11 protein-coding genes and 1 riboswitch are annotated in these 12,536 nt (G+C 68.2%); of the genes, 3 read left to right on the top strand and 8 right to left on the bottom strand.

All coding sequences use genetic code 11. The features are described from left to right. Positions 1–11: 11 nt before the first annotated feature. The 4 genes from HLH34_RS06135 to HLH34_RS06120 form a co-directional block, all read right to left on the bottom strand. The gene (locus HLH34_RS06135; protein WP_183118734.1) at positions 12–734 is read right to left on the bottom strand and encodes an ABC transporter ATP-binding protein; all 723 of its coding nucleotides are present in this window, start codon (positions 732–734) and stop codon (positions 12–14) included. Further along, positions 731–1,753, bottom strand: coding sequence for a FecCD family ABC transporter permease (locus tag HLH34_RS06130; protein WP_183118733.1), 1,023 nt, complete (start codon positions 1,751–1,753; stop codon positions 731–733). Before HLH34_RS06130 ends, HLH34_RS06135 begins: the two co-directional genes overlap by 4 nt. Next, positions 1,750–2,781: an ABC transporter substrate-binding protein gene (locus HLH34_RS06125; protein WP_183118732.1), complete on the bottom strand. Its 1,032-nt coding sequence runs from the start codon at positions 2,779–2,781 to the stop codon at positions 1,750–1,752. Before HLH34_RS06125 ends, HLH34_RS06130 begins: the two co-directional genes overlap by 4 nt. An 89-nt stretch (positions 2,782–2,870) precedes the next feature. After that, positions 2,871–3,065 (bottom strand): hypothetical protein, encoded by a 195-nt coding sequence (locus HLH34_RS06120; RefSeq protein WP_183118731.1) that lies wholly within the window; start codon positions 3,063–3,065, stop codon positions 2,871–2,873. Positions 3,066–3,448: 383 nt separating this feature from the next. Here HLH34_RS06120 and HLH34_RS06115 point away from each other — a divergent pair, with 383 nt between their 5' ends. Together HLH34_RS06115 and HLH34_RS06110 are read left to right on the top strand one after the other, a co-directional pair. Beyond that, on the top strand, positions 3,449–4,786 hold the full coding sequence (locus HLH34_RS06115) for a cytochrome P450 (RefSeq protein WP_244959710.1): 1,338 nt from the start codon (positions 3,449–3,451) through the stop codon (positions 4,784–4,786). Beyond that, a complete protein-coding gene (locus HLH34_RS06110; protein ID WP_183118729.1) occupies positions 4,779–5,726 on the top strand; it encodes a lysophospholipid acyltransferase family protein in 948 nt (315 codons plus the stop codon). The genes HLH34_RS06115 and HLH34_RS06110 overlap by 8 nt, the downstream gene beginning before the upstream one ends. 152 nt (positions 5,727–5,878) lie before the next feature. On the opposite strand, the gene HLH34_RS06105 is transcribed toward HLH34_RS06110, so the two are convergent. The 4 genes from HLH34_RS06105 to gcvT form a co-directional block, all read right to left on the bottom strand. Continuing rightward, the gene (locus HLH34_RS06105; RefSeq protein ID WP_183118728.1) at positions 5,879–7,156 is read right to left on the bottom strand and encodes an NAD(P)/FAD-dependent oxidoreductase; all 1,278 of its coding nucleotides are present in this window, start codon (positions 7,154–7,156) and stop codon (positions 5,879–5,881) included. 207 nt (positions 7,157–7,363) lie between these two features. Beyond that, on the bottom strand, positions 7,364–10,246 hold the full coding sequence (gene gcvP, locus HLH34_RS06100; RefSeq protein ID WP_183118727.1) for an aminomethyl-transferring glycine dehydrogenase: 2,883 nt from the start codon (positions 10,244–10,246) through the stop codon (positions 7,364–7,366). A 37-nt stretch (positions 10,247–10,283) separates the two neighbouring features. After that, positions 10,284–10,649 (bottom strand): glycine cleavage system protein GcvH, encoded by a 366-nt coding sequence (gene gcvH, locus HLH34_RS06095; RefSeq protein WP_183118726.1) that lies wholly within the window; start codon positions 10,647–10,649, stop codon positions 10,284–10,286. 24 nt (positions 10,650–10,673) lie between these two features. Next, positions 10,674–11,807: a glycine cleavage system aminomethyltransferase GcvT gene (gcvT, locus tag HLH34_RS06090; protein ID WP_183118990.1), complete on the bottom strand. Its 1,134-nt coding sequence runs from the start codon at positions 11,805–11,807 to the stop codon at positions 10,674–10,676. A 178-nt stretch (positions 11,808–11,985) separates the two neighbouring features. Continuing rightward, positions 11,986–12,073, bottom strand: a riboswitch (glycine riboswitch). Between the two features lie 140 nt (positions 12,074–12,213). On the opposite strand from gcvT, the gene HLH34_RS06085 reads away from it, so the two are divergent. After that, positions 12,214–12,525 carry a putative quinol monooxygenase gene (locus HLH34_RS06085; RefSeq protein ID WP_183118725.1) on the top strand — a complete coding sequence of 104 codons (312 nt, stop codon included), beginning with the start codon at positions 12,214–12,216 and terminating at the stop codon, positions 12,523–12,525. The last annotated feature ends 11 nt before the right edge of the window (positions 12,526–12,536 follow it).

Here is a 12,536-nt window from a genome sequence, read left to right as displayed (position 1 = left end):
CCGGATTGGTATCAGGCGCCGGCGTCGTAAAGAGCCTCGATCGTCTGTTCGGACAGCACCTGCCCGGCCGGGCCGTCATTCATGATGCGCCCCCGCCGCAGCAGGATCGCGCGTGTGAATGTCCGCGCCGCCCGCAACGGGTCATGGGTGGTGGCGATGACGGCGTATCCCTCGGCCGCCAGATGGCGCAGCAGGTCGAACAGACGCCGTTGCTGCCCGTAATCCAGCCCGGTCTCGGGCTCGTCCAGCACCAGGATGCGCGCGCCCTGGGCCAGGGCGCGCGCAATCAGAACGCCTTGCCGCTCGCCCCCCGACAACGCCGCATAGGACCGCTCGGCCAGATGGCCGATCGCGAGGTGGCCCATTGCCGCGTCGGCCGCCGCACGATCGGCCGCCGACACGACCGGCGAGAACATCGTGGCCGCCAGCCGCCCCAGCGCGACGACATCCCGGACCTTGTATGGAAAGGTGACGGCATGGCCCTGCGGGACGTAGGCGACCCGCGACGCCAGCTCCCGCCGCCGCATCCTGGCCAGCGAGCGGCCGTCAAGCAGGACCTTGCCCGTGCCCGGATACAGCAGGCGCAGCAGCAGCCGCAGGACCGTCGTCTTGCCCGCGCCGTTCGGCCCCAGCAGGGCGACCATCTCGCCGGCCCCGACGGCGAAGGACGCATCCTGCAGGATCGGCCGTCCGTCCCGGGAAAAACCGACCCCCTCCATCGCCAGCACCGTCATGCCGCCCACCCCCGCCGCACCAGGCGCAGGACCGAGACGAATACCGCCACCCCCAGCACGTCGGCGATCAGCCCCACAGGGATTTCCTCGGCCGAAACGCTGCGCGCCAGATCGTCGCACAGCAGCAGGAACGCCCCGCCCAGACACGCGCTTAGCGGCAGGACGCGGGCATTGCGCGGCCCCGCCAGCAGGCGCGCGACATGCGGCACCATCAGCCCGATCCAGCCGATCATGCCCGCGACCGACACGGTCAGCGCCGACAGGATCGTCGCCACGACGATGACGCCATAACGCAGCGTACTGACGGGAACGCCCATGGTCCGGGCCTCGTCATCGCCCATCGCCAGGGCGTCGAGCATACGTCCGCACAGCGACAGCAGGACGATGCCGCCCAGCACCGGGACCGAGATCGCCATCAGGTCGGGCATGTCGACCTGGGTCAGGCTGCCCAGCAGCCAGAATACGATGTCGGGCAATTGCTGTTCCGGATCGGCGACATATTTCAGCAGCGACAGCAGCGCGGTGAACAGGGCCGAACTGACCAGCCCGCCAAATACCAGCATCAGGATCGACGCCGAATCGAACAGGCGCGCCACCCCGACGCCGACCGCCACCGCCAGCCCGCCCCCCAGGAACGACAGCACATGCACCGCGGTCGCACCGGCATTGCCAACGATGCCCAGCGCCGCCCCGAACCCGGCCCCCGCCAGCACGCCCAGCAGCCCCGGCGACACCAGCGGATTGCGGAACACCGCCTGATACCCGGCGCCGGATACCGACAGCGCCGCACCGACAATGATGGCGCCGGCAATGCGCGGCAGCCGCGTCTGGAACAGAATGGTATGCAGCAGCGCCCGGCGCTCGACCGTCATACCTGCCCCGTTATCCAGCAGCACCGATGCGATATCGCCAAAGCCGACCGGATAACGACCGATTCCCAACGACACGATCGCCAGTCCCGCCAGCAGCACGGCCGGCAGGACCAGGACCAACCGGCCGCACCAGCTGCGAAGGCTCACCGTCCTTCCTCGGGCGGCTGCGCCGCCAGGATGCGCCGGGCCTCGGCCGGTGTCAGGTCGTATCCGAAAAACCTGTGATAAAATCGGGTCGTTTCCGACATCATGTCGATATCCCGAAACCGGTCGGGATAGAGACTTTGCGCTGTCCACAGGATCTGGAGCAGAAATTCGCAGCCGTAGCGGTCCCATGGAAAGACGCCGGCGGGGCTGCGGTAGACCCGGCCCGTACGCACGGCGCGCAAGGCCGACCACCCGCCGCCCCGTGCCGCGCCGTCGAATTTCCCGGAGTCGGGCCCCAGGATCAGCACATCCGGATCCCAGGCCGCGACCTGTTCCAGCGAGACCGGGCGCATCACACCCACGATCCCGTCCGCCGCGTTGCGCCCGCCCGCCGTCGTGATCCAGTCGTCGATGATGGTGTCGGCGCCGTCCACCATCAGGGGCACCAGCGATTTGATATGCAGCACCCGGGGCCGCCGGGCGATTGCGACGTCGGTGGTCGCGGCGCGGACCCGGTGAATCGTCTCCGTCAGGGCGGCTTCATATTGCCGCGCCATGTCGTGCGCCCGGGCATCGCCCAGCACATCGGCGGTCAGGTCCAGGGCCCGGATCATCGACGGCGCATCGGTGAACCCCGCATCGACGACTGGAAAGCCGCTGCGCCGCAGCGGCAGTTCGGCGGGCGACCCAGCGCTGATGAACGCCACGTCGACACCCGCGCCCAGCAGGGTTTCGGTATTCGGCACCGGTCCGGTCACCGCCACCGCCCGCGACAGGGCGGGCGCCACGCGGTACATCCACGGCCGCGCCGAGGGCAGATTATCCGTGACCGCGATGCGGTCCGTCGCGCCCAGCATGATCGTCAGCGTATTATGGGCGAACCACAGATCCGCGATCCGTCCCGGCCGGTCCGGAACCGATACGGAATGGCCGGCCATGTCCACCACCGTGCGCGCGTACCCGCCGCCCGGCGTGCCGCCGGCCAGCGCGACGAAGACCGACAGCAGCGTCCGGTACCGCGCCTTCATCCCGTTCTCCCCACATCCGTCCGCGACGATCTATATCCTGCTCGATATATACGCGCCCAGAACGGATACGGAAAGACAGGGGGTCGGACCTACGGCCGGAACATCGAGAAATACAGGATCGCCATGTCGATCAGGAATGCGGACAGCAATCCGCAGCAGATCAGACCAACCGTGATCCGGTCACGGGCGTCGACCCACCCCGGCTCGTCGTGGCGCAACGCCATGGCGGACCACGGAACGACAATGCGGTGCCGTGTGGCGCCCGCCATCCTGAGATGAAACATTGCACGCCTCCCCCGGAATGTCCCTCTTGTCTGCCACGGGTCGCGGCGGGCTCATCCGGTTGCAGACGCAACATGGGCGCTTGCCGCGCCCAACCCAAGCGCATTCGACACCGGTCGCAATCTAGTGACACAAACGGCCTGGACGGTGCCGGAGGAAACGTCGTCGCGGCCGTGTTCGCCTGTCCCAAACCGATTCTCCATAACCCTGAAAAATTGCTTCACGGCTCGGAATACAATAGCATTACTGCAATATAGAATTTCTACCGTTTCCCGGTGGAACTTTCGAGTGCACCTTGATAGCTGGGACTACGATGGAATTCATCCCCCCCTTTCCTTCCCGCCCGAAGACACCACTGCCCGTTTTCCAGTTACTGCGCCGTGGCATGCAAAACTTCCTGAGTATCTGGGAAGACAAGGCATTCGAATACCAGACGATGTCGATGCAACTGCTGGCCCGACAGGTCGTCATCTGCAACAGTCCCGATACGGTCCGCCACGCCTTTGTCACCCACGCCGAGAACTACGAGCGCAAGAGCCCGCAGATGCGCAACGCCCTGTCGCCGCTTCTGGGTGACGGGCTGTTCATCAGCGACGGCGCGACCTGGAAGCAGCGGCGCCAGATGGTTGTGCCCGTGCTGCACACCAGCCGCCTTGGCCAGTTCGCCCCCGTGATGGTCCAGACGGCCAGCGAACTCGGCGACAGATGGGCCGCACTTCCCGACGGTTCGGCCATCGACGTGCTGAAGGCCATGGCGCAGCTTACGGCCGAGATCATCGGCCGTACGGTCTTCGGCCAGACACTGGGCTCCGACCGCACGCAGGAGGTGGTCGAGGCCTTCAGCGAATACCAGAAATATGTCGACCAGCGCGACCTCACCTCGCTGCTCGGCCTGCCCTCGTGGATTCCGCGCCGGCACGGCGCGAAGATCGGCCAGTCGGCGGCCCGGATCCACGCTATCCTCGATGGGATCATCGCCGACCTCAGGCGCACCGAGGACGACGGCTCGGTGATCCGGATGCTGATGAAGGACGGCAGCCTCGACGCCACGGCCTTGCGCAACGAGGCGGCCGTCATCTTCATGGCCGGGCACGAAACCACGGCCAACTGCCTGGCCTGGGCCTGCTACCTGCTGTCGCAGGCGCCCGACGTCGAAGCGCGCCTTCATGAGGAACTCGATACCGTCCTCGGCGCACGCGCGCCCACCCTCGCCGACGTGCCGAACCTCGTCTACACGCGCGCCATCATCGAGGAGACCCTGCGGCTGTACCCGCCCGTCCCCCTTCTGGCGCGGGAAGCGACCCACGACGACACCATCCGCAGCCGCCAGGTGAAGGCCGGCGCCCTGGTCATCGTGGTGCCGTGGCTGCTGCATCGGCACCGTCTCTACTGGCGCAAGCCGGACCATTTCATGCCCGAGCGGTTCCTGCCCGGAAGCCCGGACGCGCCGGAAAAATATACGTATGTGCCGTTCAGCATCGGCCCGCGGATCTGTGCCGGGCTTTCCTTCGGCCTGACCGAGGCGATCATCTGCCTTGCCACCCTGGCGCGCACGGCAAAGCTGCGCCTCGCGCCCGGCGCGGTGGTCGAGCCGGTGTGCCGCCTGACCCTGCGCCCCGGCGACACCCTGCCGATGACCGTGTCGGCGCGAACCGCTCGCCCCGATGCGCAGGCCGTCCCGCCGGCCGCACCGGCACAGGGCTGTCCGGTCCACCATGGTTGATCAGGCGCCGCCGCTCTCGGCCCTGTGGAGCGGGACGGAGGCGCGCGCGGCCTGGCGGCGGTACTGGGTGCGCGACACCGTTTCGGGCCTGTCCGACACTGCGATCCATTACGGACTGAGGGCGCTGCCGGTCGGGCTGTGCGCGCGGATCGGCTGGCGCCTGGGCATATGGCGCGGCACCCGGCATCCCACGTGGCACACGCGGGCGCTGCGCAACGTCCGGCGGTTGCGGCCGGAACTGGACGATGCCGCGGTCGATCGCACGGTCCGCCAGATGTGGGGCCATGTCGGCAGCACCATGGCCGAATTCTCCGCCTTGCCGCGCATCTGGGATTCCGACCGCGTCGCCGTCGACGGGCTGGAAAATCTGGAGGCGGCGCGGGCGACGGGCCGGCCACGAATCGTCGCCGCCCTGCATCTGGGCAATTGGGAGATGGTCGGCCCGACCATGCTGGCGCTGGGCGAAAACGGCTTTGACGTCTATCAGCCGCCGCGCAACCGCTTCGAACAGCGTATCGCCAACTATGTGCGCCGACGCTTCGCCGACCATCTGCTGGCACCCGGGCGGGCCACGGCGCGCCTGCTGTACAAGGCGCTCGCCGAGGATGGGCGCAGCGTGGTGCTCTATGTCGACGAGTTCCAGAACCGCCGCGTCCATGCCCCGTTCTTCGGGCGGCCGCTACGGCTCGACGGCAATCTGGCCCGTGTCGCGCGCCTGGCCCGGATGGCCGATGCCGTCATCATCCCGGCCTATTGCCTGCGCGAGGAACATGGCCGCTTCCGCGTGCATATCCTGCCGCCGGTCCGGGTCGGATCGGAGAAAGACCGGTCGGGACTGGCACAGGACGTGGCGCGCCTCGACGCGATCATCACCCCCATCATCCGCCGCCATATCGAGCAGTGGTTCATGCTGCATGATCTGGTGCTGGACGATGTGTGATGGCGCGCCGCCGGCTGGATGCGAAGGCAAGGGCGTTGCCCTTGACCCACCAAAGGGCGTTGCCCTTTGGAAACCAAGGACTTCATAAAACGAATGGGATGCAAGGGCCGAGGCCCTTGCCGGGTTCGGGCAGGGCCCGATCTTTCTTGGACTCAGTCCAGCCGCACGGTGGGCCGGACGAATTCGTCCAGTTGGTCGGCACCCCACGCCGCCAGTGCCCGAACCGGGCCGTAAATTTCCATCTGGTGCTGGCGATACAGCATATCGTGACCCAGACGGGCCGACAGGCCGCGCAAGGGGCCACCGCCGAAATGGTATTTCCCCAGCGTCCCCCACCCGTTGTAATCGCCCAGCGAAACCACGGCCCCCCGGTCGCGATAGCGGAACGGCGCGAGGGGGGCCCCGGCGATCCAGCCCTTCATCTGCCGTGACAGATGCCGCGCCTGTTGGCGGGCCGCCTGCGCCGTCGCCGGCACCGGCTTGTCGCGGATGAACGAACAATCGCCCAGCGCGAAGATCCTGTCGTCCAGCGTGGTCTGCAAGGTCGGGTGCACTTTCAGTTGCCCCGATCGCGACCGTTCCAGGTCGGTGAACAGCGCCGTGGCGGTGGACGCCTTCACCCCGGCCGCCCAGACCTTCAGCTTCGCCTCGATCCGGGTCCCGTCGCCCAGCACGAACCCGTCGGCGTCGGCGCCCGTGACCTGCGCGCTGGTGTGGACGGTAATGCCCAGGGCCTCCAGCTGCCGGCGCGATTCGACCGATACCGCTTCGGGGAAGGCCGGCAGGATGCGCGGCCCGGCCTCCAGCAGCGTCACATGCAGATCGGCCCGATCCATGCCCAGCCCGTAATTGGCTGACAGGTCCAGTGCCCGATGCAATTCCGCCGCCAGTTCCACGCCGGTCGCGCCGCCGCCGACGATGGCGATCTGCAAGGACGAGGACTGGCCGATCGCCTGCAATACCAGCGACCGGAAATCGGCGTTGAAGCCGTCGGCCTCGGTCAGGTTGTCGATGAAATGACAATGTTCGGCGATGCCGGGAATGCCGAAATCATTGGCCCGGCTGCCGATCGACACGATCAGCGCGTCATAGGGCAGATTGCGCTGTTCCAGCAGGATCTCACCTTCGGCGTCCTGCAAGGGCGCCAGCGCGACCGTCCGGGCCGCGCGATCCACGCCGGCCAGGGCGCCGGGCCAGAATTTGAACGATTTGCGGCTGGCCTGGGCCAGGAAGCTGATCCGGTTGCGATCGTTCGGGCTGGTTCCGGCCGCGAACTCATGCAGCATCGGCTTCCAGACGTGAAAGAAGCTGCTGTCGATCAGGGTAACGTCCGCCAGGCCGGCACGACCAAGCGTGTTGCCCAGATAGGTCGCCATTTCCATGCCGGCGATACCGCCGCCGACAACCACAAACCGGAATCTGTCAGACACGCCGTCGCTCTCCCCTCTGGTGGTTACCCGAGGGGGCAGAGAACACAATTTTGTGAACAATAAAAGGCGATATCATGACGCCTTCCTCCCTCGCGGGTGCTGGACCGCCTGTGGCCCCATCAGGTGGGCCACAGGCCGGCGTCATCCTACCCCCTCGGGCACGCCACGGCCACCGCCCGACGGGCACAGGGCCGTGACCCGGTGGGGCTAGACAGCCGTACCCTCGGCATAGCTGGCCATGTCCGGGCAGGAACAGACCAGGTTGCGGTCGCCATAGGCATTGTCCAGACGATTGACCGGCGACCAGTATTTCGATGCCGCCGCAACGTCGCCCGGCAGGCAGCCGCGCTGCCGGTCATAGGCGCGTTCCCACGCCGGATCGGTCAGGTCGCGGACGGTATGCGGCGCGTGGCGCAACGGGCTCTGTTCGGCGGTCAGCACCCCGCCCTCGACCTCGCGGATTTCGTCCCGAATGGCGATCATCGCGTCGCAGAACCGGTCCAGCTCCCGCCGGCCCTCGGATTCGGTGGGTTCGATCATGAAGGTGCCGGCCACCGGGAAGCTGACGGTCGGCGCATGGAACCCGTGGTCGATCAGGCGCTTGGCGATATCGTCGACCGTAATCCCGGTCGCGTCCTTGATGGGGCGCAGGTCGATGATGCATTCGTGCGCCACGCGCCCGTTGGCGCCGCGATACAGCACCGGGTAATGGCCCTCCAGGCGGGTGGCGACGTAATTGGAGTTCAGGATCGCGACTTCGGTCGCGCGGCGCAGCCCCGCATCGCCCATCAGCACCATGTAGGTCCACGAAATCGGCAGCACCGCCGCCGAGCCGAACGGCGCCGCCGAGACGGCGTTGACGCCCCCTTCCTCGGGTCGGCCGGGCAGGAACGGCGCCAGGTGCGCCCCCACGCCGATCGGCCCCATGCCCGGCCCCCCGCCGCCATGGGGGATGCAGAATGTCTTGTGCAGGTTGAAATGGCTGACATCGGCGCCGAACGCGCCGGGCCGCGACAGCCCGACCTGCGCGTTCATGTTCGCGCCGTCCAGATAGACCTGGCCGCCGGCCGCATGCACCAGGTCGCAGATCTCGACCACCGATTCCTCGAACACGCCATGGGTCGAGGGATAGGTGATCATGATCGCGGCCAGGCGGTCGGCGTGCTGGGCGATCTTCGTCTTCAGGTCCGCGATATCGACATTGCCCTGCCCGTCGCACGCCACGACGACGACGCGCATGCCCGCCATCTGCGCCGAGGCCGGGTTGGTCCCGTGCGCCGAAGCCGGAATCAGGCAGACGTCGCGCCCCTCATCACCGCGCGCGCGATGATAGCCGCGAATCGCCAGCAGGCCGGCATATTCGCCCTGCGCGCCGGAATTGGGTTGCAGCGATACCGCGTCATAGCCGCTGATGGCGCGCAGCATGCGTTCCAGGTCCGCGAACAGTTCGGCATACCCGGCCTGCTGGGCCGCCGGCGCGAAGGGATGGATGTCGCAGAATTCCGGCCACGTCACCGGCATCATCTCGACGGTGGCGTTCAGCTTCATCGTGCACGACCCCAGCGGGATCATCGACCGGTCCAGCGCCAGGTCGCGGTCGGACAGGCGCCGCAGGTAGCGCAGCAGGTCGGTTTCCGACCGGTGGGCATGAAAGACCGGATGGGTCAGGAACGTGCCGGTCCGCCGCAGCGCGGGCGGCAGCAGGTCCGCCGGCGCGGCCAGGGTGCGTTCCATCTCCTCCACACGCTGCGCGTCGGGGCAGAAGCAATGCCAGATGGCCCGCACGATGTCGGGCGTGGTGGTTTCGTCCAGGCTGATGCCGACGCGCCCGGCATCCACCACGCGCACATTCATCCCCGCGGCCTCGGCCCGGTCACGGAGCAGCGTGGAATCGCCGCCGGTCGCGACCGTCAGCGTATCGAACACCGCATCCGTCTCCACCCGCACCGCCAGGGCGCGCAGCCCCGCGGCCAGGATCGCGGTCAGGCGGTGGATGCGCCGCGCGATGGCGGTCAGGCCGTCCGGCCCGTGATAGACCGCGTACATGGATGAGATGACGGCGGGCAGCACCTGCGCCGTGCAGATGTTCGACGTCGCCTTTTCCCGGCGGATATGCTGTTCGCGCGTCTGCAGCGCCAGGCGATAGGCGGGTTCGCCCCGGCTGTCGATCGACACCCCGACCAGGCGGCCGGGCATGTTGCGCTTGAAGGCATCGCGCACGGCCATATAGGCGGCGTGCGGGCCGCCCGCGCCCATGGGCATGCCGTACCTCTGCATCGAGCCGATGGCGATGTCGGCCCCCAGCACGCCCGGCGGTTCCAGCAGCGTCAGGGCCAGCGGGTCGGCCGCCATGGCCACCACGGCCTGCGCTGCGTGCAGCCGCTCGATCCAGGCTCGCGGATCGCGGATGCGCCCCGACGACCCCGGGTACTGGAACAGCGCGCCGAAGACGGCGTCGGCATCGAGGTCGCTGTCGGGGTCGCCGACGATGATCCGCCACCCCATCGGTTCGGCCCGCGTGCGCAGCACGGCCAGCGTCTGCGGATGGCAGTCGGCATCGACGAAGAACCCGTCGGCCTTCGACCGTGCCACGCGGCGGGCCAGGGCCATCGCCTCGGCCGCCGCCGTCGCCTCGTCCAGCAGCGAGGCATTCGCGACATCCAGGCCCGTCAGGTCGGTGACCAGGGTCTGGAAATTCAGCAGCGCTTCCAGCCGGCCCTGGCTGATTTCCGGCTGATAGGGGGTGTAGGCGGTGTACCAGGCCGGGTTTTCCAGCACGTTGCGCTGGATGACGCCGGGCAGCACGGTGCCGTAATAGCCCTGCCCGATCAGCGAAGTCATGACCCGGTTGCGCCCGGCGATGGCGCGCAGGCGACGCAGCACCTCGGGTTCGGACACGCCGGCGCCCAGCCCCATGTCCCGGCGCAGGCGGATGGCGGACGGCACCGTCTGCTCCATGAGGTCGTCCAGCGACCCGGCGCCGATCACGCCCAGCATGGCGGCGACGTCCCGGTCATCCGGTCCGACATGACGCGCACAGAACGCGTCGGCGGCGGGAAGGCTATCCCGCCAGAGCAAGGTGGACGTCACGCTCAACTTCTCCGCGACAGCAACAGGAACGATCGGGTCAGCCGACCAGGGCGGCGTAGGCGGCGGCGTCCAGCAGGGACGCAAGCTGCCCGGCGTCGGCGATCCGCATCTTCAGGATCCAGCCTTCGGCCTCGGCCTCGCGGTTCACCAGCGACGGGTCGTCGGCCAGCGCGGTGTTGAAGTCCAGGACCGTGCCCGACACGGGGGCGTAGATGTCGGACGCCGCCTTGACCGATTCGACGACCGCCACGCTGTCGCCCTGCGCGACCTCGGTGCCCTCGTCCTTCGCCTCGACGAACACCAGCTCGCCCAGCTCGTCGGCGGCGTGATTGGTAATGCCGACGACCGCGACGTCACCCTCGACGCGCAGCCATTCGTGATCTTTCGTGTAATATACGGTCATTATTCCAACTCCACCCCTATCCGATCAACGTTTGAAACCCGGCGCCACGAACGGCAGCGCCGCCACCGTGACCGGTACGAACTTTCCCCTGAGTTCCGCGAACAGCGGGGTTCCGGCCGCAGCATGCGCGGCGTCGACATAGCCCATGGCGACCGGCGCCCCGACCGTCGGCCCGAACGCGCCGGACGTCACATCCCCCGCCGGCTGCCGGCCGTCCGCGTCGGCGAACAGGCGCGCCCCGCCGCGCACCGGCGCGCGGCCGTCGATCGCGATGCCGACCCGGCGGCGGGACGTGCCGTCGCGCAACTGCACCAGCACGATATCCGCGCCGGGGAAGCCCCCCGCCCGCGCCCCGCCGGCACGGCGGCTTTTCTGGATGGACCACTCCAGCGCGGCCTCGACCGGCGACGTCGTGCGGTCGATATCCGAGCCGTAGAGGCACAGGCCGGCTTCCAGCCGCAGGCTGTCGCGCGCGCCCAGGCCCGCCGGGGCGACGCCCGGCTGTGCCAGCAGCGCCTCGGCCACCCGGACCGCGCCGTCCGAGGGCATGCCCAGTTCGAACCCGTCCTCGCCGGTATAGCCCGAGCGCGAGGCGATGCAGGGCACGCCGGCCACGTCGAATTCCGCCACGTCCATGAAACGCATGTCCGCTGCCCGCGGGGCCAGGCCGGCCAGCGCCGCGCCGGCGGCGGGGCCTTGAATCGCGATCAACCCGCGATCGGGCATCGCCTCGACCGTGCAGGCATCCCCCACGCCGGCCAGGATATGGGCCAGGTCGCCCTCCTTGCAGGCGGCGTTGACGACCAGCAGCAGCCAGTCGTCCAGGCGCGAGACCATCAGGTCGTCGATGATGCCGCCCTGCGGGTCGGTCAGCAGCACGTAGCGCTGCCGCCCCGGCTTCAGCGACAGCATGTCGGCCGGCACCAGGCGTTCCAGCGCCAGGGCCGCGTCCTCGACCCGGCCCGAGCGGGCGCGCAGACGGATCTGCCCCATATGGGACACATCGAACAGGCCGGCGGCGGTGCGGGTATGCTGGTGTTCGGCCATCACCCCGGCCCGATACTGCACGGGCATCTCGTACCCCGCGAAGGGCACCATGCGCGCGCCCAGCGACACATGCAGGTCGTGCAACGGCGTGCGCAGCAGGGGCGCGTTCATGCGTCCCTCCGCGCCGCGCGCGGCCGGGCTGTCGAGGAAGGGGAAAACCGGAAAGACGAAGCGCGGGACATGAACAGGGCCTCCTGAATCCATGCATTGGATCCGAATGCCCCTTCTGTCGCTGTGCCTGAGATCGCTATCCCGTCGGCGGACGCACGGGGCGCCTCTCTCCAGAAGTCAATGCCGGGCGGTCCTTTGGCCTGAGAGTTTCCGGGGCGGTTGCTCCTTCGGCGCCGGCTCTCGCCAGTCTCTCCCGCGTCAGCGTTCCGATGCTTGGCACAGGTGTCGCGACCAAGTCAATTGATCCGGCGGAAGGATCGGACCGTGCCATCCGATGCTGGATAGCCTGTCGGCACGAGGCTAGATTTGCGCGCACCGATTATCGGAACAGCGAAGGACGCCGACCATGGACGCACGCCCCCTGACCATCATCGCGGAATTCGAGACGACGGCGGAAACCCACGACAAATTTCTGGAAATCTGCGCCCATGACAGCGCGCATTCGGTGGCCGACGAGCCCGGATGCCACTGTTTCGACGTGCTGGTGCCCGACGGCGAGGCGAATCGGGTCATCCTGCACGAAGTCTATGCCGACCGCGCGGCGTTCGACACGCACATGACCACGCCGCATTACAAAGTCTTCGCCGACGGCCTGGCGGCTCTGAACATCCGCACGGTCGCGGTGCGCATGCTGGCGCGATACGCCCCGCAAGGGTGAAACGGAACGCC

It is taken from the genome of Gluconacetobacter azotocaptans, assembly GCF_014174355.1.
GTDB lineage: Bacteria > Pseudomonadota > Alphaproteobacteria > Acetobacterales > Acetobacteraceae > Gluconacetobacter > Gluconacetobacter azotocaptans.
Note: the sequence above shows the minus strand (reverse complement) of the source record. Positions and strands in the feature narration are given on the sequence as shown.